This window comes from Flavobacterium sp. AC274 (genome assembly GCF_979258275.1).
Window position 1 is genome coordinate 3,920,552 of record NZ_OZ409852.1, and the last position, 25,899, is coordinate 3,946,450.

34 protein-coding genes and 1 pseudogene are annotated in these 25,899 nt (G+C 31.8%); 24 read left to right on the forward strand and 11 right to left on the reverse strand.

All coding sequences use genetic code 11. From position 1 onward, the window contains the following. Positions 1–47: 47 nt before the first annotated feature. Both ACZZZT_RS17695 and ACZZZT_RS17700 read right to left on the reverse strand, forming a co-directional pair. On the reverse strand, positions 48–527 hold the full coding sequence (locus ACZZZT_RS17695; protein ID WP_463461374.1) for a CinA family protein: 480 nt from the start codon (positions 525–527) through the stop codon (positions 48–50). Between the two features lie 61 nt (positions 528–588). Beyond that, positions 589–2,745, reverse strand: a complete 2,157-nt coding sequence (locus tag ACZZZT_RS17700) for a catalase (protein WP_463461375.1) — start codon at positions 2,743–2,745, stop codon at positions 589–591. Between the two features lie 366 nt (positions 2,746–3,111). On the opposite strand from ACZZZT_RS17700, the gene ACZZZT_RS17705 reads away from it, so the two are divergent. From ACZZZT_RS17705 to ACZZZT_RS17715, 3 genes are all read left to right on the forward strand, one after another. Next, a complete protein-coding gene (locus ACZZZT_RS17705) occupies positions 3,112–3,495 on the forward strand; it encodes a hypothetical protein (protein ID WP_463461376.1) in 384 nt (127 codons plus the stop codon). A gap of 171 nt (positions 3,496–3,666) precedes the next feature. Then, complete coding sequence (locus ACZZZT_RS17710) at positions 3,667–4,065, forward strand: hypothetical protein (RefSeq protein ID WP_463461377.1); 399 nt, start codon at positions 3,667–3,669, stop codon at positions 4,063–4,065. 114 nt (positions 4,066–4,179) lie between these two features. Then, entirely contained in the window at positions 4,180–4,356 is a 177-nt protein-coding gene (locus tag ACZZZT_RS17715) for a hypothetical protein (protein WP_463461378.1), read from the forward strand. Positions 4,357–4,404: 48 nt separating this feature from the next. Here the strand turns inward: ACZZZT_RS17715 and ACZZZT_RS17720 are convergent, their stop codons facing one another. Further along, positions 4,405–4,695: a hypothetical protein gene (locus tag ACZZZT_RS17720; RefSeq protein ID WP_463461379.1), complete on the reverse strand. Its 291-nt coding sequence runs from the start codon at positions 4,693–4,695 to the stop codon at positions 4,405–4,407. Between the two features lie 299 nt (positions 4,696–4,994). Between ACZZZT_RS17720 and ACZZZT_RS17725 the strand changes: the two are divergent. Both ACZZZT_RS17725 and ACZZZT_RS17730 read left to right on the forward strand, forming a co-directional pair. Further along, positions 4,995–5,434: pseudogene (locus ACZZZT_RS17725) on the forward strand (chemotaxis protein CheB); the annotation flags it as partial. Next, on the forward strand, positions 5,423–8,197 hold the full coding sequence (locus tag ACZZZT_RS17730; protein WP_463462462.1) for a CheR family methyltransferase: 2,775 nt from the start codon (positions 5,423–5,425) through the stop codon (positions 8,195–8,197). The pseudogene ACZZZT_RS17725 and the gene ACZZZT_RS17730, both read left to right, overlap by 12 nt. 60 nt (positions 8,198–8,257) lie before the next feature. On the opposite strand, the gene ACZZZT_RS17735 is transcribed toward ACZZZT_RS17730, so the two are convergent. Further along, entirely contained in the window at positions 8,258–8,710 is a 453-nt protein-coding gene (locus tag ACZZZT_RS17735; protein WP_073393843.1) for a response regulator, read from the reverse strand. 333 nt (positions 8,711–9,043) lie between these two features. Here ACZZZT_RS17735 and ACZZZT_RS17740 point away from each other — a divergent pair, with 333 nt between their 5' ends. The 4 genes from ACZZZT_RS17740 (at position 9,044) to ligD (ending at position 12,333) form a co-directional block, all read left to right on the forward strand. Then, entirely contained in the window at positions 9,044–9,241 is a 198-nt protein-coding gene (locus ACZZZT_RS17740) for a hypothetical protein (RefSeq protein ID WP_302095704.1), read from the forward strand. Positions 9,242–9,316: 75 nt separating this feature from the next. Further along, positions 9,317–9,604 carry a PrgI family protein gene (locus ACZZZT_RS17745; protein WP_302095703.1) on the forward strand — a complete coding sequence of 96 codons (288 nt, stop codon included), beginning with the start codon at positions 9,317–9,319 and terminating at the stop codon, positions 9,602–9,604. 132 nt (positions 9,605–9,736) lie between these two features. Next, a complete protein-coding gene (locus ACZZZT_RS17750; RefSeq protein WP_463461380.1) occupies positions 9,737–10,387 on the forward strand; it encodes a DNA polymerase ligase N-terminal domain-containing protein in 651 nt (216 codons plus the stop codon). Between the two features lie 44 nt (positions 10,388–10,431). Then, complete coding sequence (gene ligD, locus ACZZZT_RS17755) at positions 10,432–12,333, forward strand: DNA ligase D (protein WP_463461381.1); 1,902 nt, start codon at positions 10,432–10,434, stop codon at positions 12,331–12,333. A 150-nt stretch (positions 12,334–12,483) separates the two neighbouring features. On the opposite strand, the gene ku is transcribed toward ligD, so the two are convergent. Together ku and ACZZZT_RS17765 are read right to left on the reverse strand one after the other, a co-directional pair. Next, a complete protein-coding gene (ku, locus tag ACZZZT_RS17760; RefSeq protein ID WP_463461382.1) occupies positions 12,484–13,254 on the reverse strand; it encodes a non-homologous end joining protein Ku in 771 nt (256 codons plus the stop codon). A 111-nt stretch (positions 13,255–13,365) separates the two neighbouring features. Beyond that, the gene (locus ACZZZT_RS17765) at positions 13,366–13,731 is read right to left on the reverse strand and encodes a SpoIIAA family protein (RefSeq protein WP_042564480.1); all 366 of its coding nucleotides are present in this window, start codon (positions 13,729–13,731) and stop codon (positions 13,366–13,368) included. 272 nt (positions 13,732–14,003) lie between these two features. Between ACZZZT_RS17765 and ACZZZT_RS17770 the strand changes: the two genes are divergently transcribed. Beyond that, positions 14,004–14,855: an SDR family oxidoreductase gene (locus ACZZZT_RS17770; protein WP_463461383.1), complete on the forward strand. Its 852-nt coding sequence runs from the start codon at positions 14,004–14,006 to the stop codon at positions 14,853–14,855. Positions 14,856–15,111: 256 nt separating this feature from the next. On the opposite strand, the gene ACZZZT_RS17775 is transcribed toward ACZZZT_RS17770, so the two are convergent. Then, positions 15,112–15,981 carry a hypothetical protein gene (locus tag ACZZZT_RS17775; RefSeq protein WP_463461384.1) on the reverse strand — a complete coding sequence of 290 codons (870 nt, stop codon included), beginning with the start codon at positions 15,979–15,981 and terminating at the stop codon, positions 15,112–15,114. A gap of 337 nt (positions 15,982–16,318) precedes the next feature. Here ACZZZT_RS17775 and ACZZZT_RS17780 point away from each other — a divergent pair, with 337 nt between their 5' ends. The 14 genes from ACZZZT_RS17780 to ACZZZT_RS17845 all read left to right on the forward strand — a co-directional run bounded on the left by ACZZZT_RS17780 (position 16,319) and on the right by ACZZZT_RS17845 (position 24,035). Beyond that, the gene (locus ACZZZT_RS17780) at positions 16,319–16,504 is read left to right on the forward strand and encodes a hypothetical protein (protein ID WP_463461385.1); all 186 of its coding nucleotides are present in this window, start codon (positions 16,319–16,321) and stop codon (positions 16,502–16,504) included. Positions 16,505–16,690: 186 nt separating this feature from the next. Continuing rightward, entirely contained in the window at positions 16,691–17,083 is a 393-nt protein-coding gene (locus tag ACZZZT_RS17785) for a hypothetical protein (RefSeq protein WP_463461386.1), read from the forward strand. 62 nt (positions 17,084–17,145) lie between these two features. Continuing rightward, positions 17,146–18,264 carry a sensor histidine kinase gene (locus tag ACZZZT_RS17790; protein ID WP_463461387.1) on the forward strand — a complete coding sequence of 373 codons (1,119 nt, stop codon included), beginning with the start codon at positions 17,146–17,148 and terminating at the stop codon, positions 18,262–18,264. A gap of 7 nt (positions 18,265–18,271) precedes the next feature. Next, complete coding sequence (locus ACZZZT_RS17795; protein WP_042564475.1) at positions 18,272–18,940, forward strand: response regulator transcription factor; 669 nt, start codon at positions 18,272–18,274, stop codon at positions 18,938–18,940. A 586-nt stretch (positions 18,941–19,526) separates the two neighbouring features. Further along, the gene (locus ACZZZT_RS17800) at positions 19,527–19,949 is read left to right on the forward strand and encodes an FxLYD domain-containing protein (RefSeq protein ID WP_463461388.1); all 423 of its coding nucleotides are present in this window, start codon (positions 19,527–19,529) and stop codon (positions 19,947–19,949) included. A 25-nt stretch (positions 19,950–19,974) separates the two neighbouring features. Continuing rightward, complete coding sequence (locus ACZZZT_RS17805; RefSeq protein WP_463461389.1) at positions 19,975–20,262, forward strand: DUF3892 domain-containing protein; 288 nt, start codon at positions 19,975–19,977, stop codon at positions 20,260–20,262. A 3-nt stretch (positions 20,263–20,265) separates the two neighbouring features. Further along, positions 20,266–20,487 carry a DUF4236 domain-containing protein gene (locus ACZZZT_RS17810; protein ID WP_073393831.1) on the forward strand — a complete coding sequence of 74 codons (222 nt, stop codon included), beginning with the start codon at positions 20,266–20,268 and terminating at the stop codon, positions 20,485–20,487. Next, positions 20,484–20,756 carry an excalibur calcium-binding domain-containing protein gene (locus ACZZZT_RS17815; RefSeq protein ID WP_463461390.1) on the forward strand — a complete coding sequence of 91 codons (273 nt, stop codon included), beginning with the start codon at positions 20,484–20,486 and terminating at the stop codon, positions 20,754–20,756. Before ACZZZT_RS17810 ends, ACZZZT_RS17815 begins: the two co-directional genes overlap by 4 nt. Positions 20,757–20,767: 11 nt before the next feature. Continuing rightward, on the forward strand, positions 20,768–21,163 hold the full coding sequence (locus ACZZZT_RS17820) for a hypothetical protein (RefSeq protein WP_463461391.1): 396 nt from the start codon (positions 20,768–20,770) through the stop codon (positions 21,161–21,163). A 3-nt stretch (positions 21,164–21,166) separates the two neighbouring features. Continuing rightward, positions 21,167–22,432 carry an ABC transporter permease gene (locus ACZZZT_RS17825; RefSeq protein ID WP_463461392.1) on the forward strand — a complete coding sequence of 422 codons (1,266 nt, stop codon included), beginning with the start codon at positions 21,167–21,169 and terminating at the stop codon, positions 22,430–22,432. Between the two features lie 4 nt (positions 22,433–22,436). Further along, complete coding sequence (locus ACZZZT_RS17830) at positions 22,437–23,126, forward strand: hypothetical protein (RefSeq protein ID WP_463461393.1); 690 nt, start codon at positions 22,437–22,439, stop codon at positions 23,124–23,126. Next, a complete protein-coding gene (locus ACZZZT_RS17835) occupies positions 23,087–23,335 on the forward strand; it encodes a hypothetical protein (protein ID WP_463461394.1) in 249 nt (82 codons plus the stop codon). The genes ACZZZT_RS17830 and ACZZZT_RS17835 overlap by 40 nt, the downstream gene beginning before the upstream one ends. Before the next feature lie 54 nt (positions 23,336–23,389). Next, on the forward strand, positions 23,390–23,800 hold the full coding sequence (locus ACZZZT_RS17840; RefSeq protein WP_463461395.1) for a hypothetical protein: 411 nt from the start codon (positions 23,390–23,392) through the stop codon (positions 23,798–23,800). Beyond that, positions 23,793–24,035, forward strand: a complete 243-nt coding sequence (locus ACZZZT_RS17845) for a hypothetical protein (protein WP_463461396.1) — start codon at positions 23,793–23,795, stop codon at positions 24,033–24,035. The genes ACZZZT_RS17840 and ACZZZT_RS17845 overlap by 8 nt, the downstream gene beginning before the upstream one ends. A gap of 77 nt (positions 24,036–24,112) precedes the next feature. Here ACZZZT_RS17845 and ACZZZT_RS17850 read toward each other — a convergent pair whose 3' ends face one another. The 4 genes from ACZZZT_RS17850 to ACZZZT_RS17865 all read right to left on the reverse strand — a co-directional run bounded on the left by ACZZZT_RS17850 (position 24,113) and on the right by ACZZZT_RS17865 (position 25,777). Further along, positions 24,113–24,604 carry a hypothetical protein gene (locus tag ACZZZT_RS17850; protein ID WP_463461397.1) on the reverse strand — a complete coding sequence of 164 codons (492 nt, stop codon included), beginning with the start codon at positions 24,602–24,604 and terminating at the stop codon, positions 24,113–24,115. Positions 24,605–24,621: 17 nt separating this feature from the next. Continuing rightward, complete coding sequence (locus ACZZZT_RS17855; protein WP_463461398.1) at positions 24,622–24,846, reverse strand: hypothetical protein; 225 nt, start codon at positions 24,844–24,846, stop codon at positions 24,622–24,624. Between the two features lie 279 nt (positions 24,847–25,125). Continuing rightward, positions 25,126–25,404 (reverse strand): hypothetical protein, encoded by a 279-nt coding sequence (locus ACZZZT_RS17860; protein ID WP_463461399.1) that lies wholly within the window; start codon positions 25,402–25,404, stop codon positions 25,126–25,128. Positions 25,405–25,417: 13 nt separating this feature from the next. After that, on the reverse strand, positions 25,418–25,777 hold the full coding sequence (locus tag ACZZZT_RS17865) for a hypothetical protein (RefSeq protein ID WP_463461400.1): 360 nt from the start codon (positions 25,775–25,777) through the stop codon (positions 25,418–25,420). Between the last annotated feature and the right edge of the window lie 122 nt (positions 25,778–25,899).

Below are 25,899 nucleotides of genomic sequence, written 5' to 3' on the forward strand. Positions count from 1 at the left end.
AAAAACCGTTAGCAAAAACTAACGGTTTTTTGTTTTTATACAACTTCTTAAAGCTGAGTCTCCTCATAGACCAAATTTGCGACTGCATCTACGGCTTGTGCGATAATTTGTTCCGGATTTCCATCGAATTTAAATCTTTTTGCTATTTCTTTATCCGGAAAAATAATATGTACAAAAATAGTTCCAACGGGTTTTGAAGGAGTTTCGCTTCCTCCTGGACTTGCTAATCCTGTTAAGGCCACACAAATATCCGAAGTAACAAAACGATGGAAATTCTGCGCCATTAATTTTGTTACAATGGCAGATTCCGCCGTGTGTTGTTCAATAGTTCCTTTTGGTATCAAAAGTAAATCTTCTTTCATCGATACATGATAACAAACCAGACCTCCAATTAAGATTTGTCCTGAATTAATAACGGTAGAAAATTCATTACACAGTTTTCCTGCCGATGCGCTTTCTACAAAACTTATCGTCCATTTTTTCTCTATTAGTGCCTGGCAGCACTGTATTACTTTTTCACTTGGCATATTATTGAGTCATTTAAAAGTTATTACATGTCAAAATAATTTAGTTTCAGTTTACTGTAATTTACAAATTCGCTTCTCTTTCCCAAAAACGGTGGTTGGCCAATGCATTAATAAAAGAAGCCGATAGATATTCATCGCCTATTTGATCGCTTACCAAAATACCAACATCTCTAATAGGTTTTTCTGAATTATTATTATTAACAAACGGAAGTATCTCTATTCCCTGACCTTCGGCGGCAATAAACTTGCAATGTTTGTAAGCATCGGTAAGAAATTCTTTGACATCGCCATTGTTTTTTAGATCCAGAATTCCTTTTCCGGCAGGTACAAACACGGCATCAAAAAGTACAGAAGCTGCCGTTAGGTAACTTTGATCAACCGGAATTTCCGAATCATCTTCAGAAACTATGGATCCTAAATGCGGCGCTATAATTTTTACAACCGCCCCGGCCTTTTTTAAAGCTGCTTTCATATTGTTTACTGATGCCGCATTTACGCCATCTGCACATAAAAAAGCGATTTGTCTTGTTACAATAGAATCTTTACCGGTTTCACTTTTTAAAATACTTAAGGAATCTGAAGTTTCTGTTGGTCTTTTTACAAAAGTCGGCTCGTGTTTATTAGGATCGGCATCTGCTCCTACTCCATGATTAATAGGTTTTTCGAGTTCTTTTGGTACTTTTAAACCTAAACATTTCGATACTTTGCTTACCAAAATAGGATCTACTCTTGATAATAAACCAAGCATTCTTTCTCTAATGACTACTGTTTCTACTTTTCCTAATTCAAAAGTCAAAGCTTTAATAATATGTTCTTGTTCTGTATCGGTCTGGCTTTGGTAAAAAAGCGTTGCCTGGCTAAAATGATCTGAAAAACTGGCACTTCTGTCGCGAACTTTATGCGCATCGATTCGCTCATTAAAACTTGCAAATCCTCCTTCGTCTATTTTTGCCTGAAACGGACATCCGCCTCCTAATGAATTTGGGTGATAACTCACTCTGCCCGTTGCAATTTGCTGACGCATATGTCCGTCACGCTGATTATTATGCATTGGTGCAATGGTGCGGTTAATGGGAATTTCATGAAAATTAGGGCTTCCCAATCTTGATAATTGTGTATCAGTATAAGAAAATAAACGTCCCTGTAATAAAGGATCATTTGTAAAATCAATTCCGGGAACAACATGTCCGGGATGAAAAGCGACCTGTTCTGTCTCTGCAAAGAAATTATCAGGATTTTTATTTAATGTCATCTTACCAATAATCGTTACCGGAACAAGTTCTTCGGGAACTAATTTTGTTGGATCGAGTAAATCAAAATCAAAAATATGTTCGTCTTTTTCGGGAATAATCTGCACTCCTAATTCCCATTCTGGGAAATTACCAGATTCTATGGCTTCCCATAAATCCTGTTTATGAAAATCAGAGTTTTTACCGGATATTTTTTGTGCTTCATCCCATAAAACACTATGGGTTCCTAATTTTGGTTTCCAATGAAATTTTACAAAATGAGATTCGTTTTTATCATTTATAAATCTAAAAGTATGCACACCAAAACCTTCCATCATTCGCAGGCTTCTTGGTATTGCGCGATCGCTCATTACCCACATAATCATGTGCATGGATTCTGGCATTAGCGAAATAAAATCCCAAAAAGTATCGTGTGCAGAAGCTGCCTGCGGAATTTCGTTATGCGGTTCGGGTTTTACGGCATGTATTAAATCAGGAAATTTCATGGCATCCTGAATAAAAAATACAGGCATATTGTTTCCTACCAAATCAAAAATTCCTTCCTGTGTATAAAATTTTACGGCAAATCCGCGTACATCACGCGCCAAATCTGTAGAACCTCTTGAACCCGCTACTGTAGAAAATCGAACAAAAACCGGTGTTTTAATACTCGTATCGTTTAAAAAACCCGCCTTAGTATATTTGTCTAATGGTTTGTAAAGTTCAAAATAACCGTGTGCTGCAGAACCTCTGGCATGTACAATACGTTCCGGAATGCGTTCATGGTCAAAATTGGTAATTTTTTCTCTTAGAATAAAATCTTCTAATAAGGATGGGCCTCTTTCGCCGGCTTTTGCAGAATTATTATTGTCGTTTATTTTAACCCCTTGATTTGTGGTAAGAAACTGATTTTCGGCATTTGATTTATTGATATCCAGATCTCTTTCTTTATCATTTGAATGATCATGGTTTGGCGTGGAATTTTTCATTTTTTATGGGTTTTATATTTTTAAGTAGTATCGTGATTTGATCTGAATTCATTTGGCCAAAATGACAGTTGATCGTTCAACAAAAGTAATTTACAAACAAAACCAAGCCATTACATGATTGTTTACAAAGCTTACAATATTTAAACATTTGATAATCAAACAATAATTTCCATTGTTGCCTATAAAGTAATGAATGGAAATAAATTAAGATCAACTGTTAATTATGAAAATACAATTGATTTTTCTGTAATAAGTTAAAGTAATTTCAATAGTAGCTTTGTAAAGAACATTTTTACAGACCTGAAACATTCTGCACTGAATATGAGAAATCTTTATCAATTAAAACAATTTCAAATTTTACTTGCTATGAAAAATGAAAACAATAAAAATTACGGGCAAGTTGAACGTAATTTTCACCACGACGATACTATTACAGAAACACACAATGATGCTTCGGTAAAAGATTTATTTGATAACGATAAACATAAATATCAGGAAGATGATCTTCAATATAAAGATGAAGAGCTGCATGATGTAAATCATGAAACAAATGATTTTAACCGAAATGAAAATATTCCGAATGAGGAACGTGTGATTGATGAAGACGACTTGTCTACAAACGATAATCCTGAACGCAACGAAGAAAATCTGGATCAGGAAATTGAGAAAGATGGAGATCTTGACAATAACGATGATGAGAAACTGGAAGAAAATGATGAACATTTTCACGAAAATCATCCGCGCGAATGACATAATGCCCAAAAAATTGTAAACCGAAAGCCGTTATATTTAAATATGTAACGGCTTTTTGGTATGCGAAATTCTGTAAAATTAACAGAAAACTATATAAAGGCAAAAAATCAGACGAATCGTATCTTTAAAAGATTGATTTCATAGAATTTAATCTAAAAACGTATAAAAATGGATATTGCAACTCAAATTGTCTGGCTTTTTATTCTTGCCATTCCCATATCCTGCATTGCATGGACTGTAACTCATGAAGAAATTTTTAAGGAACCTCGGGAATGGTGTGTAAAACGTTCTCAAAATGGGCGAACAATCTTAACCAGAAAAGCCTTTTATCTGTTTACCTGTGAATATTGTTTTAGTCATTATGTCACTATATTTTTTATTGCTTTATGTGATTACAAACTTTTAATAGATGATTGGCGCGGCTATATTATTGCAGGTTTTGCATTGGTTTTTGTTGCCAATGTTTATATGAGTCTTTTTGGTTTATTGAGACAAGCCATTAAGAAAGAAAAAGTCGAAATCAAAAAAATAGAAACGTCGGAAGAAGAACATAAAATCCTTTTTTAAAGGTATAAAAATGGGAATTATATAACGATCTGAAAAAATTATGTAAACCTGAAGTTATTGCCACTTATATTTTTGTTTTAATCCTTAAGAATAAACCCATAAAAATCAAACAAAATGAAACATTTAAACTTAAAACTTATCTTTTTTATTATTGCTATTTCGTTTCTAAACATCTATTGCAGCGGTTATTGTGACGACGAAGATCTAAGAAGGGACCAAAACCAAAACAAAAACAAAAAAGAAGCGGCAGTAATAAAACATCAGGATTCTTTAAACATGGATATTGATTAAACAAAAAGCCTGTAAATATTTACAGGCTTTTTCATCTTCAGTTTTTCATTATGGTTTCTTTTTTGTATCAGTTCCTGTTCCTACGCCGCCATCACTTCCTGAACCGGTTCCGTATCCGGGTTTTGTAGTATCTCTGGGTATTGTAGAATTGGGAGTAGAAGGACTTGTTGTTTTAGACTTATCTGTATGCTGTTTATGGGCAGGATCGTTTTTATAAGTCGTTGTACTCTTTTTGTTCGTCTTTTGTACGGTAGTAGTATCTGTCGTACTTTTAGATTGCTTTTTTTCTGGGTATCTTGTGCCATAGCTGCACTTCCTAGAAACATAATCATTGCACATGTTAAAAATAAATTTTTCATAATATTGATTTTTACAATTAATAATTTGATTATAAACTATTTATATTTTATAATTAAACTTACATGTACAAATTTTATAAAGAATTACAACTCCTGCTTATATTTTAAAGTTTTCATTTTTATAAGATTTCCACTTCATGCATTCCTTTTTTAATTGTAAAAGGATTCATACCTTTATCATATTAATACATATGTTTTTATGAATATTCCTGATAATACACGCCCAAAAAAACAACTCAGGATTTTCCCGTAGTTGGTATAGGAGCCTCAGCCGGAGGTTTGGATACCTTTAAAAAAGTACTTAAAACCATACCCGAAAATTCCGGAATGGCTTATGTTATCGTACAGCATTTATCATCGGATTATCCTAGTAATTTAACCGAAATATTAGCCCAGCATTCTAAAATACCAGTTCATGAGATCGTTAATGATATTAATTTGGCTCCGAATCATATTTATATTATTCCGGAGAACAATAATTTAATTGCCGAAGACGGAGTTTTAAAACTCTACAAAAGAACACGCAGTGATAAAACAAATAAAAGCATTGATATCTTTTTTGAATCGCTTGCTCAGGTACATAAAAGTTTTGCCATTGGGGTAATACTTTCCGGAACCGCTTTTGACGGTACGATTGGGTTAAAAAAATTAAAGAATTTGGCGGAGTAACAATTGCGCAGGAGCCAGAAACAGCTGCTTTTAAGGGAATGCCGCAAAGTGCCATAGATGCCGATGTGATCGATTACATATTGGATCCTGAACAAATTGCATCCAGATTAATCGAAATTCGCAAAAGTTATATTACCAATCATGCTTACAGCGAAGAGGAACATATTCCGAAAGAGGAAGAAGACATTCTCAATCAAATTATAAATCTGGTTTTTTTAAGAACCGGAAATAATTTTCGTCATTACAAACAGCCTACCATAAGAAGGCGTATTGCCCGCAGAATGGTTATTTTAAGAAGAGAAACTATACAGGATTATTACAATATTCTTCGAAATGATAAAAACGAACAAGATGCGCTTTTTAACGATTTTTTGATTCCGGTTACGTATTTTTTCAGAGACGAAAAATACTTTGAAACCTTGCCTACTCTGGTTTTTCCACAGCTAATCAATAATATCGTAAATAATAATTTAAGAATTTGGGTAGCAGGCTGTGCATCTGGTGAAGAAGCGTATTCATTGGCAATCTGTCTTCATGAATACTTATCTCAAAAAAACCTTAAAGAAGTCAGAGTTCAGATTTTTGCTTCGGATATTTCCGAAAAATGCATTGCAAAAGCCAGAGCGGCCTTATATACGCCCCAGGATGTACAGCAAATTTCTGAAACGAGACTGCACAATTATTTTACAAAAAGAGATGGGCATTATCATATCAATAAGGTAATTCGTGATATGTGCATTTTTGCTGTTCACAATTTTATAAAAGATCCGCCTTTTGCCAGGATCGATTTGGTTTCATGCCGAAATGTTTTAATCTATTTTGATCCGTTTTTACAAAATAAAGTATTGAGTTCTTTTCATTATTCCTTAAAGGAAAAAGGTTTTTTATTTCTTGGAAAATCAGAGACAGCAAACAATGCTGCAAATTTATTTGAAAATGTAGGCAAACATGAAAAAATATACACACGTAAATTTGCTCCGGGACGTTATGTACCCGAAGTATTTAAGCCTGCACATATTACTGCGCGCGAAAAAACGACAAACCACGACGTAAAAAATGTCCCGGAAACTGATTTTAAAAAAATAACTTCAGATATTTTATTTTCAAAATACACGCCCGCAAGTGTTATCATCAACGAGCATTCAGAAATTGTTCATTTTCATGGAGATACAAGTCCGTTTTTATTGCCTTCTCCGGGTAAACCGAATTTTAATATTCTAAAAATGGCACGTGAAGGCATTAGTTTTGAACTTCGTAATGCACTTTTGAAAGTAAAAAAAGAAAAGGAAAACCTCATAAAAGAAAATATCAAAGTTAAGGATCAGGATTATCTGGCTTCTTTTGAGATACTTACGCTTCCTTATGATGATTTGCATTTGATGGTTCTTTTTCATAAAAAACCTGTTCCGGAAATTGACAATGATGCAAAATTAAGTTCAAGTACATCTGATAAGCAACGAATTAAGGAACTGGAAAAAGAGCTTAATCAGATGCGCGAAGACATTAAACGCGTTACCGAAGAACAACAGACTGCTTTTGAAGAACTGCAGACTACAAACGAAGAATTATTAAGCAGTACCGAAGAACTTCAGGCGATGAATGAAGAACTGGAGACTTCTACAGAAGAACTTCAGTCGAATAATGAAGAATTAATGTGTGTAAATGATGAACTTATGGATCGTCAGGAACAGCTTATTTCGACACGCAATTATTCTGAATCGATTGTAAAAACAATTCGCGAGCCTTTGCTTATTATCGATAAGGATTTTATTATAAAAAGTGCCAATCCTGCCTTTTACAAATATTTTCAAACTACAGAAGCAGAAACTGAAGAGCATTCCTTTTTTGAAATTGGCGACTGTCAATGGGATATCCCTGAATTTAAAGAACAAATCTTTAAAATGCTGGGAGAAAAAAACATTCTTGAAGATTTTAAAGTTGACACCTTTTGTTCGGGAATTGGCAAAAAAGTAATGATGGTGAATGCACGAAAAATTGCAAAATCAAAACCGGAAGGAATGATTCTTTTGGCACTCGAAGATATTACAGATTTAAGTGTCACAAATGAATTACTTAAAACTAAAAATGCAGAATTAGAAAGATATAACAAACAGTTAGAATTGTTTACCTCTTCGGCAAGTCATGATTTACAGGAGCCGTTGCGAAAAATTAATATGTTTTGCAAAAGAGTTTTTGATACGGAAAAGAACTTATCAGAAAGCGGCAGACATAATTTAGAACGCGTTTTGTTTTCGGTAAACAACATGAGTCAGTTAATTACCGATTTGATCAATTATTCGAGAATTAATTTTATCGAAAAAGAATTTAAAAAGACAGATTTGAATTTACTTTTAAAGAAAATAATCAATGATATGAAAGATGTAATTGCAGAGAAAAATGCGATTGTGATTACTGATCCTTTTCCGCAATTAACCGTTATTCCCCATCAAATACAGCAATTGTTTACCAATTTAATTTCTAATTCAATTAAATACGCAAAAGAAAATGTTGTTCCTGAAATAAAAATAAGTTCGCAACAGCCTACAAATGAAGAAATAACCGAAGTTGGAGGAAATCTGCAGACACATTATATCAAGATTTGTGTTGTGGATAACGGAATTGGTATTGCTGAAAATTATGAAACTAAAATTTTTGAACCTTTTTACAAATTGCATAATAGCGATCAATATAACGGCAGCGGTCTTGGACTAACTTTGGTACAAAAAATTGTCAACAATCATCACGGCTTTATAAAAGTTTCAAGCAAAATAAACGAAGGAACAAATATCATTATTTATCTTCCTTTCAATTAATTCAAACACTATTTTATACCATAAAAAAAGCGGTAAACATAATTTACCGCTTTTTTGTTTCTAATTTGCTACATCTTTCTGGCCTTTACTTTTGCCATATTGGGTTATAGATTCCGTTTTACTCCAATATTCGACTATAGTACGAATAACTTCTTTGAATTTTTCGTACGTATAAGGATTTACAACGTAACTTTGTGTTGGTACTGAATGTACATCAAGCACAAAACACTGATTAAATACAGTTGTAAAAAACAAACAGGGACAATTTAATTCTATACTCAGATTTTTGTACGGAATATGAGCTGTTTGTTTATCATCCATATGAAGCAGAACAATATCTGCAAAAATTAAAAATGCTGAAACATCATGTGTTGTCAGATAATTATAAGCATCATTCCCCGAATTAAAGCATAAAATTTTATTAGAAATTTCTAATTCAGAGAAAATTTGTGTAAATAATTTACGATCTCCCTGATTATTTTCTATAAGTACAATAGGTCCCTTTTGGTTCATAATAGTTCTTTTTTAGTTATAAAATAAGATCGAAAAACACATCATAATTACTGCCTTATTTATGGTGGTAAAAATGTTTAAACAAAGATTTAAAATTTTAAGAAATTTAACATTACAAAATATTTTTTAAAAATTATATAATTTTCACCGTACAGTTTATGCGAAAAATTCCTATATTTTAATGATTAAATTTATAAAATTTTTCAGGTAAATTCTCAGCAAACACAACTGTTACCCTGATAATTATATAATTAGAAAATTAAATTCTATAAAGAAAAAATAAGCTTACGTCCTTAAATTTGGAAATACTAGAAATTTTAAATCGAAAACGTCATGGTCGAAAAGAATTACGATCCGGATAATGACAATTGTCCTGAAAAAGATACAGTAGAGAATCTCTTAAAATCAAAAATAGATTCTGATAAAAACACCAAAATGGCAAAAGAATTTACACATGATAATCCAAATCGAATTTTAAAAGAAAAGAACGATTTGAAACATATAGAAAATTCAGACGATACTAAAAGATAGAAGATTTAGAAAATAAAATCTGATGGAATAACCAGTCAGACCTTTTACAAATGTTAAATTAAAAAACAAAAAATCATGGAAAATTTAAATTTCATTAATCCATTACTACACGGGATCATTCCTGAAGAATTAGAAAACAAAGCGCTAAGTTTTTCTACTAAACAATTGGTATGTGCAGGAGTAGGAACATTAATTGCCGGTGCGGTTTTAAAAAAAGCAGGCCACCAAAAAACCGGGGCAATGATCGCCGGTCTTGCTTTACCTATTTTGGCAACCGCAATTTATAAAAAAATCAAAAAATCATCTGACGAAAAAGCTGCTTCAGGATATTCTGATGCTGATAATATAAATGAACACGCATAATATAGATTTGTACTTCCGGGTTTCACTTTTGTTTTTAGTTTTTAAAATTAAATAGCAGAATGACAACTTGGAAGTACATTTTTTTAAAACAGACTTAAAAAAAACAGAGTATGAACTAATAAATACTTTATTATGTCACTTTCCAAATACAACCAAAAACGTAATTTCAAGCAAACCGAGGAACCTGAAGGCAAAATTGGCAAATCTGAAAAAGACCTCATTTTTGTGGTTCAAAAACATGCAGCTTCGCATTTGCATTATGATTTTAGGCTGGAACTGGATGGTGTTCTTAAAAGTTGGGCCGTACCAAAAGGTCCGTCTATGGATCCCGAAATAAAACGACTTGCCATGATGGTCGAGGATCATCCATATGATTATAAGGATTTTGAAGGCTCAATTCCAGAAGGAAATTACGGCGCCGGAAATGTTATTGTTTGGGATAATGGAACTTATACTACTGCAGATGAAGATGCTGTTTCGGCCAGAAAAGCATTAAAAGCCGCATTGCACAAAGGCCATTTGAGTTTTGTTTTAAAAGGAAAAAAACTCAAAGGCGAATTTTCTTTGGTAAAACTCCATGGCAAACAGGAAAATGCCTGGCTTTTGATTAAAAAAAAGGACAAATATGCCACGGAAGAAGATATTTTGAAGAAAAACAAATCAGTTCTCTCGAATCAGACTTTAGAATCGTTAGAGAAAAAAACGGAAAGTGCTTCAAAAAAAATGAAATTGAAGATGAAGATACCTCCGAAGAAACTACTCCCAGGAAAACCAAAACGATAAAAACCAAAACAGACAAAAAAGAAGATATAGGCTTTGTTTCGCCAATGCTGGCAAATATTTTTGACAAACCTTTTGATGATCCTGACTGGGTTTTTGAAAATAAATATGACGGTTACCGTACTCTCGTTACTATTACACCAAATGAAGTGCATTTGTTTAGCCGAAACGAACTTTCGTTTGATAAAAACTTCAAACCTGTTTTAAAAGAACTTGAAAAAATAAAACATGAAGTTATTCTGGATGGCGAAGTCGTCGTTGAAAATGATGCAGGAAAAGCCAGTTTTCAGCACCTTCAAAATTATCTTAAAACCGGCGAAGGAAATTTAAAATATTATGTTTTTGATATTTTAAATCTGGATGGTTTTTCTACTGTCAATTTAACGTTACTTGAACGAAAAGAGCTTTTAAAAATGTTACTGGACAAATATTCTTTTTCGAATGTTTTTTTCTCTGAACATACTATCAAAAACGGACTTAAAAGCTTAGAAATTGCCACAAAAAACAATAGCGAAGGTATAATGGCCAAGAAAGCTAATGGCACTTATTTAGTCGGGAAAAGAAGCAATAATTGGCTTAAAATAAAAATTGCACAGCAGGAAGAAGCTGTTATTATAGGAATTACTGAACCCAAAAATTCCCGCAGCTACTTTGGTGCCTTGCTTTTAGGACAATATTACGGTAAAAGACTGGAATATATTGGTAAATGCGGAACCGGATTTACTGAGGAAGTACTGAAGGATTTATACACTAAATTTAAACCCAATTTTATAAAGGAATCTCCGGTTGTACAAAAAATAAAACTTCGGGATAAGATACAATGGTTAAAACCAAAATTTGTCTGCCAGGTTAAATTTACAGAATGGACGGATGACATGCGACTAAGACATCCTGTTTATCTTGGTTTGAGAATGGATAAAAAAGCAGGTGAAGTTTTTTTGACTTCAAAAACCAAAACTTTAAATACGGAAGTTATGAAGACTAAAGAAAAACCAGAAACGGCTAAAGAAAAACCAGAAACGAGTAAAGAAAAAGATTATGATTTGAAGGTGGGTACAAAAACGCTCCATCTTACCAATCAAAACAAAATATATTTTCCTGAAAGCGGAATTACAAAAGGCGAAATTGTGCAATATTACAATGAAGTTGCTGATTTTATTTTGCCGTATTTAAAAGATCGTCCGCAGTCTATGAATCGATTTCCTAACGGAATTGATGCCCCAAGTTTTTATCAGAAAGATGTTGATGTGGATAAAATTCCGTCGTGGTTAAAAACTAAAAAAGTATATTCAGAATCCAATGATGAACATCTGGATTATTTAATTTGCAATGACAAAGCGACTTTGCTTTATATGGCAAATTTGGGCTGTATTGACATAAATCCTTGGAATTCAACCATCAAACATATTGAAAATCCGGATTGGCTTGTAATCGATATTGATCCTTCAAAAGATAAATTTGAAGAAGTTGTACAAACTGCCTTAACCGTAAAAGAGGTTATGGACGAATTTGAAACCGAATGTTACTGCAAAACTTCGGGAGCTTCGGGCTTGCATGTATATATTCCGCTTGGCGCGAAATACGATTATGATTCGATTAAAATTTTCGCACAATTAGTGGCTACAGAAATTCAAAAACGAATTCCCGAAATTACTTCTCTGGAACGAAGCATCAAGAAAAGAAACAATAAAATTTATGTGGATTATCTGCAAAATCGCCGCGGACAAACTTTGGCCGCACCCTACTCTGTTCGCCCCGTGCCCGGAACGCAAGTTTCAACGCCTTTAGAATGGAGCGAAGTAACTCCAAAATTGCATCCGTCGCAATTTACCATTAAAAATGTCTTGCCAAGATTTGAGAAAAAAGGTGATTTGTGGGCGCCTGTTTTAGGCAAAGGAGCCAATATCCAGAAAATTATCAAGAATTATGGATTGGGAGTTAAAAGTTAGTTATGAATTATGAGTTTTGAGTTTTGAATTATAGCTTGATGCGTTTGATTTTTAATTAAAATAAAAAAGAGACAAAAGTTTATATAGACTTTTGTCTCTTTTTATATAATGACATTCAACTCATAATTCATAACTCAAAACTCATAACTTTTAAGACGATTTCTTATTCTCTAAACTTGCTTTTAGCATGTCTAATAAATCATCGCTTTGTTTGTGTACAACTTTAAGTTCCGGAACTTTTGTTTTTTTACCTTTTGCTTTGCTTTTAATTATTTTTAAAAGTTTGGCTGTGTATTCGTCTTTGTAGGCACTAATATCAAACTTTTCGGTAAGCTGATCTATAAGTTTATGCGCCATATCCATTTCTTTGGTATTCTTTTTTGAAATTGCCGGAACTTTAAGTTCGTCTGTACTTCTGATTTCCTGCTCAAATCGAATTCGGTTTAAAAGAATTATATTTTTGTACGGTCTTAAAATCGCCAGACTTTCTTTATTTCTTAAAACAAAACTCGTCACTCCTACTTTTCCCGTAGATGCCAATGCATCACGAAGTAAACCGTAGGCATTCATTGCTCCTTTATCAGGTTCAAGAAAATACGGCTGTTCATAATAAATACTTTCTATTTCTTTTTCGTCAACAAAACTCTGAATATCAATAGTTTTTGTTTTAACGGCATCTGCAGCTTCAAAATCTTCGTCTTCGACAATTACATATTTATCATCAATTTTGTAGCCTTTTACAATATTGGAAAAAGTAACTTCCTTGCCCGTTTTTTCGTTTACACGCTTGAATTTAATATTAGAATGATCTTTTGCATCTAGCATATCCATATCAAGCGAGCTCTCCTGCACGGCAGAAAACATCTTTATGGGAATATTGATTAACCCAAAACTAATCGAACCTGTCCATATTGACCTCATAATAAGTTTTTTATAAATTTAAATTCCAAAAAAATCTAAATTCAAATTCCTAATTCCAAAAAATCTAAAAGTCTAGCTTGGAATTTGGAATTTATTTTTTGGAATTTATGTCTAAATGTTCCCTTCAACCCAATTTAAAGCTTTATTGAATTCCAGTTTTTTAAAGCCTTTAAACTCTCCCGGAACGATATAACTGAATCCGTTTGTGAAAGAAATAATCTCTTCAGAATCTGAAACAATAGCAGCTCTGTTCCATTTTCCCAAATGTTTAAGTCCGATCATGGCATCCTGAAGCCAGGCGCCAGCGGTAAAATTTTCAAGATCAGTATCTAAAACCAATAAAAAATTGATTTCGTTTAATTGCTTTACCAGTTTTTCTACAGCCGGAACAACCACTCTTTGAAAATCTTCTTTAGTAACTTCTGCTAATGCTCTAAAAGCAACAACATTATCTGTTGTATCAATTTGATGTATCATTTTTTCTTTAATTAAATTATGGTAATTTTTAATTCAGTCGAATTTTTTAATGCTGATTTTTTAAAGTTAATCAGGCATTTTTTACGTTGACTCAAATGTAAATCAGAGGCTTGTTTTTTCTCTTATATTTTATCAGTTAAATTTTACAGAATATCAATTTATGAATCTGATTTCGTGATCTTTTGCGCTAACTTTTGATTTTTTCAGGTCACCTTATTATTGAAAATGAGACTATTTTAGGAAGTTGATAAAGACCCAAAAAATAATTAATCATGGAAAAAGAAAAACCAAAGAAATTTCCCGAACAAAAGCAGAATTTGCCGGGAGATGAACATAAAATGCATCCTCAACCTGAAATTATCAGGGAGAATTATACGGGAAGCGGAAAACTGCTTGGAAAAGTCGCTTTTATAACCGGCGGTGACAGCGGTATTGGCCGAAGTGTAGCTGTACATTTTGCCAGAGAAGGCGCAGATGTTGCCATAGTTTATCTTAATGAAGATAAAGATGCTCTTGAAACAAAAGAGTTGATCGAAAAAGAAGGTCAGCAGTGTTTGATTATCAGCGGAGATTTAAAAGACGAGAAATTTTGTAAAGAAGCTGTAAAAAAATGCCATACAAAATTTAAAAAAATTAATGTTCTGGTGAATAATGCGGCTGTACAATTCCCTCAGGACGAATTAAAAAAAATAACTTCAAAACAGCTTCACGAAACGTTTGAAACTAATATTTACCCGTATTTCTATATCACAAACGCTGCACTGCCTTTTTTGCAGGAAGGTGATACGATTATCAACACGAGTTCGGTTACTGCCTATCGCGGCAGCGAACATTTGGTAGATTATGCAAGTACAAAAGGGGCTATTGTAAGTTTTACAAGATCGTTAGCAACGATGTTAGCCAAAAAGAAAATACGCGTAAACGGAGTTGCTCCCGGCCCAATCTGGACACCTTTAATAGTTGCGAGTTTCGATAAAGTATCAGATTTCGGAAAAGATAATCCGATGGAACGAGCCGGTCAGCCCTCAGAAGTTGCGCCTGCGTATGTTTTTCTGGCTTGTGAAGATAGCAGTTATATTACAGGACAATTTATACATATTAATGGTGGGGAAATTGTGGCTTAGTTTTAGTTTGCCACGAATTTCTTTGTAACGTTTTGTTTGCCACGAATTTCGTTGAATGTTTGTTTGCCACGAATTTCACTAATTTTCTCGAATTTTTATTTAAATATAAAAGCGGATATACTTAATTGGTATATCCGCTTTTTTATTCTTTTCGATAAACCGGACAGGTTTTTAAAACCTGTCCGGTTTTAGACGTGACGTTATTTTGTTGGGCAATCGCCTTTATATTTTCCTTTGATATATTCTGTAATAGGTCTTAATGATCTTTTTGTTTCTGGGTGTCTTCCATTTCCATTTGAATTAAAAAATCTGCTTTGTCTCCTGTTTTTGCATACCATACAATTGCTTCTCCATCTGGTTTAAAACAAGTTGTTGTATCGCAAACTATTAACTTTTTGAAATTTAAAAGATTATCGTCTCTTAAAATTACCTCATTTAAATTTCCTTCCATTGGTTTATCACAGTATACCAATTCATAATGATTATCAGACCATTGCATGCAACCTTTTTTGAAGGCTAATAAACAGATTGTTGATGCTATCAATCCAAAAATTACGGCAGTTCCTATTAATGTTCTTTTTGATCTTTTAAAAAGTCTAAAAAGATTCAATTTACCTGTAGGTGTTTCTTTTGGAGGTGTTTCTTTCTTAGTTGAATCTTTCTCATCGTTTTTACTTGGCGAATTCTTTTCCTCTAATTCTTGTACACCTTCATCATCCATTTGTTTAATCTCAGAAGAGTCTTTTCTTTCTACTCCTTTTTTAAATTTACTAAATGGACGATCTTCAAAATCTACCAAAATTGCAGCAAAATTTACTGTATTCATTTTAGCAGGTACTTTATCTCCTCTAAAAAAAGCGCCCACTTTTTTAAATTTATTAGTATATGTAATAGATACGTCCTCTTCTTTAGAATTAAATTCAGCTTTAAAAAAATTACGGTATACACTTATATCATCGATCGTGGGACTTGAACTAAAAATCTCCCAACATAAATCTCTTAAACTAGCTTGTGAAGGATTAATTAAATAATCTGAATGTTGTCCCTCAATTTTTTCACTTATATATTTATTTCTAACAGCTTCTTTATAGGCATTTTCAATTTCTATTTGAGTATTTTTTTGCATAGGCCATAAGGATTTTTAGGATTTTTCAAGGATTTTCCGGGATTTTCAGTAAAGGTAAGACTTTCAGGAATTCCGTATCGACACAGGCTCATAAGCGTTGTTCCTTTGCTTCAGAATTAGTTCTTGTTCGATATCGAATAAAACAAAAATACAAAACTAGTTCTATTAAAAGTGAGGAAAACCGTAAAGCGGAGTTTATCCCGGGAAGTATAAATAAAATTTTATAGTTCTACTCACTTCACTTCCCACCAAAAACACGCATAGGTATTGTGCCCAAACAAGATTCGGAACGATTCCGGACAGCCATACCTATGCTTAATTTCTAAAACTTATAATCATGAGACACTTATTTATATTAAGCGCATTCGCTCTTTTGAGCACAACTTTATTTTCCTGCACAGCTGATGAATTCGAAACTGCAGAAACAAAAACTGAAACAAAAAAAGATCCTGTTGCTATACAAGCAGACGCTCCGCCTGATGGACCTGGTGATGATACGGTGCCTGTTAAACCACCAAAATAATAATTGGTAAATCTTAATAAAGTACTAAGATAATTAGTACATTCGGGGAAAGTAACTTTTATGCTACGATCCCCGTTTTTTTATTTATTTATTTTTCTCTTTTTTATTTCCTGTAAAGAGAAAACTATAGTAAAAGTTCAGCCCAGTCTATCTAAAAAAGAAGGCAAGTTTTTGCAGGAAAAAGCGATGAACAATTTTCAAAAAAACAATTTTAATAGCTCTTTTTATTACTTCAACAAATCAAAAATAGTATTTGAAGGTTCAAAAGATAGTGCCAATATTGTTTTTAGCTTAATTCAAATGGCTAGTATCCAGCAAATAAACGGTGATTATTATGGCAGTAAAGAAACCTTAACAGAGGCACTTCCATACGTTAAAAATGATCATAATTATATAGTAGCTATCAATACTCTTTTTGGAATTGCAGATAAAGAGCTTTCGATTTATGATGATGCTATTTTCTATTATAACCAGGCGATAAAAGATGCTGAAAATGAAATTTTTAGACAATCCCCTCTAAATAATGTTGCCGTTGTTTATATCAAACAAAAAAATACGATAAAGCAATTGAAATTTTAGAATCTATCTTAAATCAAAAATTTGCAAATAATGAAGAATTTGCAAAAACTAAGGCAAGAGTTTTGGACAATCTGGGTTTTGCTTATTTTAAAAATGGAAATTCCGTTAAAGGACTTCAATTTATGAATGAAGGGCTTGAATTAAGAAAACAAATTGATGATACTTACGGCAGTATCGAAAGTTACCTACACTTAGCAGAATTTTATGCAAAATTTGATTCGGAAAAATCAAATCAAAATGCTCAGAATGCATATCAAATTGCAACCAAATTTCATAGTATCGATGAACGTTTAAAAGCATTGTCTCTTTTAATTTCAAATGGTTCAGGCACTCAATATGCTCAAAAATACATCTCCTTAAATGATAGTATTACCAAAATTCGCAACAATTTTAAAAACAAATTTGCGAAGATTAAATACGATTCTAAAAAGGAAAAAGACGAAAACCAGAAACTGAAATTAGAAAAGGCAGAGAATTTACTGGCGCTTCAGGAAGCAAAATATCAAAAAATAGTTGGTTTTATTGGCTTTATTTTTCTGGGAATTGTAATTGTCGTTCTTGTACGTTATTACAAAAATAAAAACAGAATTATACGAATAAAAACCGCTTATGATACCGAAACCAGAATTGCAAAAGATATTCATGATGAATTGGCAAATGATGTTTTTAACGCCATAACTTTTACACAAACACAGCCCTTATCTGTAGAAAACACAAAAGATACTTTGATTCAAAAACTGGATCATATTTATACGCGCGTTCGCGGAATTTCGAGAGAAAACAATGATATTGAAACCGGAGTAAATTATTCTGATAATTTGAAAGAAATGCTTTCTACCTATAACAGCAAATCGACAAACGTGATTATTAACAACATCGAAAAAGTAATTTGGAACGAAATTGACGAAATAAAAAAAGTAACCATTTACAGAGTTTTACAGGAATTGATGGTCAATATGAAAAAACATAGCCACGCGCCGTTAGTTGCTTTAACTTTTGACAGCGATCAAAAATTTGTATTTATAAATTATGCCGATCGCGGAAAAGGTGCCGAAAAAAATAAAATTGTGAAAAATGGTCTACAAAATATGGAAAACCGTATTCTGGCCATAAAAGGAACTATTACTTTTGACACTGAACCTGATAAAGGTTTTAGAGTCAATATAAAACTGCCAAAATAAAAGCCCTATGTTTAAAAAAGTAATAATAGCTGAAGATCTTGATGCAATGAATTTAGGAATTCAGCAAGTCTTAAAAGATGTAAATATTGAAAATTTTCAGCATTCAAAATACTGTGATGAAGCTTTACTGAAAGTGCGAAAAGCAATTCAGGATAACGAACCTTTTGATTTATTAATCAGTGACCTTTCATTCAAAACAGACCATCGCGAACTAAAAATTGCTAATGGCGATGAATTGGTACAAAAAGTGCGTGAATTACAGCCTAATATTAAAATTATAGTCTATTCGGTAGAAGATAAAAGCTACCGTATAAAATCGCTTTTTGATAATGCGGGAGTTGATGCTTTTGTTCTAAAAGGCCTAAACAGTATTGAAGATCTAAAAAAGGCGATCAATTTACTGTATACTTCAAACGAAACCTTTATTTCTCAGGAAGTTGCTTTTGCTTTGCAGGAAAAAAGCAATTACGAAATTGATGATCTGGATATCAAGATTCTGAAACATTTATCTCTGGGAATTATGCAGGATGATATTACCAATACTTTTCAGGAATTAGGCATAAAACCAAACAGCAAAAGCACCATCGAAAAAAGAATCTCAAAACTAAAAGATTTTTTTAAGGCTGCAAATACAGTTCATTTGGTTTCCATCACAAAAGATATGGGGATTATTTAGAAATCTCTACTAGATCCTCTATTAATTTTTAAAGCTCCTTAGGGAGCTTTTTTTGCTTTGAAATGTATTTTTTTTGGATTATGGTTTTCCGTAAAATACTGGTTTTAAATAGGTTTAAGTTTGGCTTTACTAAGAAACAAATCATGAAATTAAACCAATTATATATCGGTCATATCAGTACATTATCCTGCGGAAGCTTAATTTATATCTTGTTTAGAGCTTCAAGCTTAAGAATGTTTGTTTGGTTTGAATCATTGAAAATTTTAAGTTTTATAAAAACAATTAGGAACTATACAACTAATTATACATACAATTTACCCAATTTAATTTTATATGCATTACCAGATGGCTTATGGCTGTTTTCATACATAAGCCTAATGTTATATCTCTGGAAAAATGAAGTAACATATGAAAATCTATTTTGGATTTTTAGCATACCTCTAATTTCAATTATTTCAGAATTGGCCCAAATAACCAAAATAATACCTGGCACTTTCGACATTTTAGATCTTTTAATGTATTTGCTAGGAACAATTTTACCTTTTATAATTTATAAAAAATCAATAACCAATAATTTATTACACCTATGAAAAGAAAAGTACAACATTTATTTTCTGCATTAGCTCTTGCAGGATTTATATTTATCGCATTTGGAAGTATCGATGATAAAAAAACTAAATCAAAAGATAATTCGGGAAATAATTTCTCAAATGTTATAGATACAGACAATTCAATACCAGATGTTGAAATTTTAAAACAATCTGCAAAATATGAGCCAACCCTGAGTTCATATACAATTCATTGTCGTCTTAAAAATAATACCTCAGACTTAATAACTTATCTTGACCTTAAAGCAACTTTCTATGACAAAAACGGAAATATTGTTGGTACAGGAATTGGTAATGCAGCAAATTTTGCTGCTGGTGCAGAAAAAACCGTCGATGTAATGGGGCTTGATATTCAAAACTGTGAAACTTACGAAGTTGAAATTGGAACTATATTAAATTAAATTATTAACTAAATAAATCAAAAAAATGGCAACATCACACGAAATTAAATGTATCAATAAATCTGACAGATATAATATACATGAACGTATTCTAAGAATTGGTGGACTAAATAATGATGGAACTAAATGGGGATTATCTTTAAACGATGCCATAAAAGGAATTAAGGACGGCACTTGGAAATTTTATGTTAGTAAAGCTGGACACAATGTAAATGTAGTTATTGCAGAAACCTCACTTGGCAACGAATACTTAAAAACTGAGGCAGACACAACTTCTACAAACAATTTATTAGAATTACCTGAATGTAATTAACTCATGGGCTTTCGATTTCAAAAAAGAATAAAGCTTGGAGGAGGACTTGGATTAAACATTAGCCAATCCGGAATTTCTCCAAGTTTAAGAACAAAAATGGGAACATTTGGTAAAAACGGATATTCACTAAAAACAGGTATATCTGGAGTACGATATCAAAATAGCGGATGCATGTTACTATTTGCATTTACAGGAATAATAACCTTTTTAATTTATATAATATGAAAACATTAAATATAATGAACAGCAGAATAAAATATACAGGAATTTTTTTAGCCATACTACTATTGGGATTAATAATTTCATGTTCAGAATCATCAGATTCAGGAGAAACAACGAGTAACGCAGGTGGATCTAGTTCAAATTGTCCAACAAAAACATGCGGCGATTTTTCGAGTCGTGCTGCAGCACAAGCAACTTATGATAGCAATAAAAGCTGTTATAAAAACCTGGATTCTGACAGTGATGGAATCGCATGCGAAAATTTAAAATAAAATCTTAAACAATGATAACACTAGAATTAAAAAGCCATTTTTTAAGATTGTATCAAATGGCATTATCCGATGATCAGTTTGATGTATTAGAATTGCAAATGTTATATCATTTTGCCGATGAACGCGGGATTCCGAGGGAAGAACTGGATAAATTTTTTCTCAATCCAATTACCACAGAATTACTTATTCCGGAAGACTTAAACACTCGAATTGAATATTTATATGATTTTACGAGAATTATTTGGGCAGACGGAAAGATTACTGAAGACGAATTAAATATGCTTAAAAAGTATTGCAGAAAATTTAATTTTTTGGATGAAAACATCAATGATCTATCGGATTATTTGATTGACTGCGTTCAGAAAAATATTCAGAAAGAAGAAATTATTAGTCAATTAAACGCTTAAGTTATGAAATCACTTACACAACTATTTAGTCTTAAAAAAACAGAAGATTCTCCTGTTGTTTTTGAGGAAAACGAAGATGACAGAGAACAAATAAGAATAACTTATTATCAAAGCGGTTTTGCTGCATCTGTAAAAGCAACAGGTAAACCAATTGTTTTAAAAGCATGCCTTCAAAATTTATACATGAGCTTTGAAGATCAATGCAGAAAACAGAAACTGGAACAAGATAAATTAAAACAGCCTTATCGCGAAGAACAGGAAAAAAACAGAACTGAGCTCAAAAAATCGGAAGCTGCAATTGGTATTTTTGAAAAGAAAGAACAAGATATTAATGACCAAATTGATCTGATCAAAACCGAAATCATCGAAGTAAAACGCAATCCTGATAAGTACGGAATTGAAGATGGTAAAGGTTTAAAGGCGCAGTTTTATATTGGCTTATTTCTTTTATTACCAATTACGCTTTACTTATTGGTGTTTTATATTTCTGCTTCCTATTCTGCTTTCTTCAAAGAATTTGCTGATGACAGTTTAACTGCAGCAATTTTTGATGCTGACGCTTTAAACAATTCATTTAAAGCAAGCTGGCTTGAAGGAGTTTTGGTAGTAACAATTCCGTTTGTATTTATGGGATTAGGTTATGTTATTCATATGGTACAAAAAACAAAAGGTTATAAAAATATAATTAGAATGATGGCTCTTTTTATAACTACCTTTTTGTTTGATGCTTTATTAGCCTATCAAATTGAAAAAAAGATATATGAATTTAATAAAACAACAGAATCGTCTCCTTATAATTTAAATATTGCATTGGGAGAAGCAGAATTCTGGATGATTATTTTTGCAGGATTCGTGGTGTATATTATCTGGGGATTAGTATTTGATTTTGTGATGAAAGAATTTGAAAATATTGATAAAATCAGAGCTTTTATTCGAGGCAAAAAAGAAAATTTATTAAATTTTGAAAAACTAAAAACTGATTATATTAATAAAATCAATGATTTTAAAGAGCAAATCGTAACTATAAATGGTAAAATATCAGAACTACAATTGAAAATCGACGGTTTTGTTTTTCCTGTAAAAGAATATCTTCATTATCATCATCAATATAAAGAAGGTTGGTTTCAGGCTATAAATACAGAAATAGCTTTACCTCATAAAGAAAAAGTAGAATTACTTGAAGGTTGTGAAGATTCGTCTGAACAACATCTTGGCAGATTAAATTTAGTCGATCCTGATTTTCAACATTTAGTATATTTTAAAAACTAATATTATGAAAAGTACTTTACTAAAAATTGCAATGTCATTATTATTGATTTTATTTTTTTCATGCAAAGAAGAAAAGAATGATGAAAAAGAAACTCTAACAAAAAATCCAGTAACAGAAAATTACAATATCAGCATTCTGCTAGATTTATCAGACAGAATTAGTCTCGAGAAAAATCCAAATCTCACAATGCAATACTATCAAAGAGATTTGGGTTATATAAAATCTATTTCTGAAGCTTTTACGCAGCATTTAAAAACTAAAAGAATCAGGCAAATTGATGATAAAATGCAATTGTTTTTTAATCCGGAACCTTTAGATCCGAAAATTAATTTGATATCAGAAAATTTAAAAATTGCTATTGATAAAAATAATGTTTCAAAAGGTTTTTTGAATTCTATCAATGAAAATTATGCTTCTAAAACGTCCAAAATATATAATTCTGCCATAAAAGATGACAATTATATTGGTTCTGATATTTGGAATTTTTTTGATACTAAAGTAAAAGATCAATGTGTGGAAGATAAATATCGAAATATATTAATTGTATTGACAGATGGATATATGTTTCATGAAAATACGATTGTAACAGAAGGTAAAAGAACCTCTTATATTACACCGGAACTGATTCGGAAAAACGGCTTAAATACACAAAATTGGAAGAAAAATTTGATGAACAGGATTTTGGTTTTATAAAAATTGAGGGTAATTTATCAAATTTGGAAGTATTGGTTTTAGGTATTAATCCTGATAAAAAAAATCCGTATGAAGAAAAAGTAATCAAGGCATATTGGACAAAATGGTTTACAGAAATGAATATAAAGCATTTTGAAATTAAAAATGCTGATTTACCATCTAATATGGAGAAAATTATTCAGGACTTCATCTTAAAAAAACCTAATTAATCACGTATAACTACGCTATCCCAAAACATTCCTTCTAATTACATTTATCAAAAAATGCCTGTGAAATCTAAAATTACATTATTTGCTTTTGTTCTCTCATTTTTAAGTTGCAAAAGAGAACTTCCACCACCTGAAATAAAATCGTTTTACAAAGAAGTAATCACACCTGATGATCGTAAAGTAATTACGCCTCAGGAGGCAAAAACGTATCATGTAGACACAGAATATCAATACGAATACAGAACTGGAAACTCCGGTCATTATGAGTATAATTATGATGTAAAAGGCGTGAATACCAAAGGTGATTCTGTTTACGGAAACATCAATGTTGAAGGCAAATATGGCGCTGGAATTTTACTATTTGATACAATTAATGATATCGAAATTAACACGGAATGGATTGATTACGGAAAACTTAAAGCCACTGACAAAAATGGAAATGAATATTACTTAAAAGTTGAATAATTGCCTAACTCCCAAACCTGCTAAAATGAAATATAGTACAATCCTGCTGTTTATAGTTCTGAGTTCTTTTCGGCCTGTTGAGACTAAGGTATATATCTGCGGGCCAACGGGTGCAAAAAAATATCATTATAAAGAACATTGTCGTGGCTTAACGGCCTGCAGGCATGAATTAACTAAAGTATCTGAATCTCAGGCGCAAGGTTATGGTTTAACGCTTTGCGGATGGGAAGACTAAACTTTCATAATTCAATTTCAATCTATCGTAAAAAAAGGATAAATAGAAACCCTCAATTGTAATAATTGAGGGTTAAATTATTCTATTATAAAAAAAGATTTCACTTCAATATATTTAGTTTTTTTGTGGTCCTTTTTAATTAAAAAAATCACGTAACCATTAAAATATAACCAAAGCTTATAATCATTCAGTTTTGGCTTTTTATTCTTGTCATAAAATTGCGAGGATCTAATAAATTTTTTAAGAGATAATATTCGTTTTGCATTTAAATCATCAATAGCATTAATTTTTTCAAAGAAAAAAGTACCATTATTTGGTGGACTACCATCAACTAAATAAAATTTATGTGGTGTAATTTCTACATCTGCGCTTATGTACTTATTATCATAAGTAAAAAACAAAGTGTCTTTAACCCTACTATCAATAACACTTGTGTCCTCATCGTGATATGAATAATAAGAATTGTACTGTAAATCTAGTGGTTGAATAAATTCATCTCCATTAACAACCTGAGCTTTGCATGATATTAATATCATTATTAAGCTTATTATTGTCATTGCTTTTTTCATGATTTTTAATAAAATAATTAATCTTCGGTCATAATACCTGCATAGACTTTAATGTACTTTGACCTGTCATCGTTAACTAAAAAAACAACATAATTGTTTAAATAATCTGCTAAATTATATTCGTTTAAATAGTTTTTATCTTTATTATAAAACCTTGAAGAATATGCAAATTCTTTTAGGGAAAGTAGTTTTTTACTTTGTTGATTTTTAATAATTTCTTTTTCTTTAAAAAAAGTATTCATTCTTTCTATCATCTTTAAGTAAATAGAAAGTGGGATCTATCTTTGATTGAGATATGTAACTATTGTCTAATTTAAAAAATAGAGTGTCTTTAACTCTGTTATCAATAAAATTATTTTCGTCATCACGCAATGGGTATGAATTATAATCTAAATATCTGGGTTGAATAAATTCATCCCCATTAATAAAAAATATAGTGTATTTATCTGTCAAATAATCTTTTAGTTTCCATTTATCTACTATCTCATTGTATTTTCCATCATGATAAAATTTTCTGTTTTCTATAAAATCTTTGATAGACAGTATTTTTTTGGTTTTAAATTTTTAATCAAATAACCATTGCCTATAAAGTTTACTGTACCATTGGTTTTAGTATGCTTCATTTGGTCTTTTCTATCTTTTACCCACTCAGTGTAGGGCTTATTAGGATCATAATATGTTAAAGTAGGTGATGTTGTATAATATTTATCTATGCTGAAAAATAGTGTGTCTTTTTCCTGAGCTAGTAAATTACCTACTGTAAAAAAATAAAGTACAAGAATTGAAATATAAACTTTCATAATCAATTTTTAGTTAATAACAAGGTACATTTTTACTAAACCCTGCCGCTCTTGCTGCAAGTTTTTTTATTTCTTCTTTTCTGGTATTTGGCAGGTCATTCCATGGTTTTACATCAGCAGATTTTAGTCCACCCCATGCAAAAGCTTCATAAAAGGCATCGCTAGGTGTTTCCCCATAATACTGAATGTACTTATTATAATCCTGCGGAAGTGCATTTTTATGAAACTCTTTTAAAGCTTTCTTCATGCTGTTAATATACAATGTAGCCATGGCGACATGCTGTTGCTCTCCCTGATATGTATCATATGTTCTCTTAAAATCTAAAACTTCTTCATTATTCTTATAATTTTCTGTATTTAATTTACTAAACATATCGGCATGAATATATTCATGCAGAATAACCCTTGCAGTTTCTAAAGCCGAATTGCTGTTAGCTTTAGAAGTACTAATTTCAATAATTATGTTTCTTCCATCAGGAGGCGAAGTAATACCAT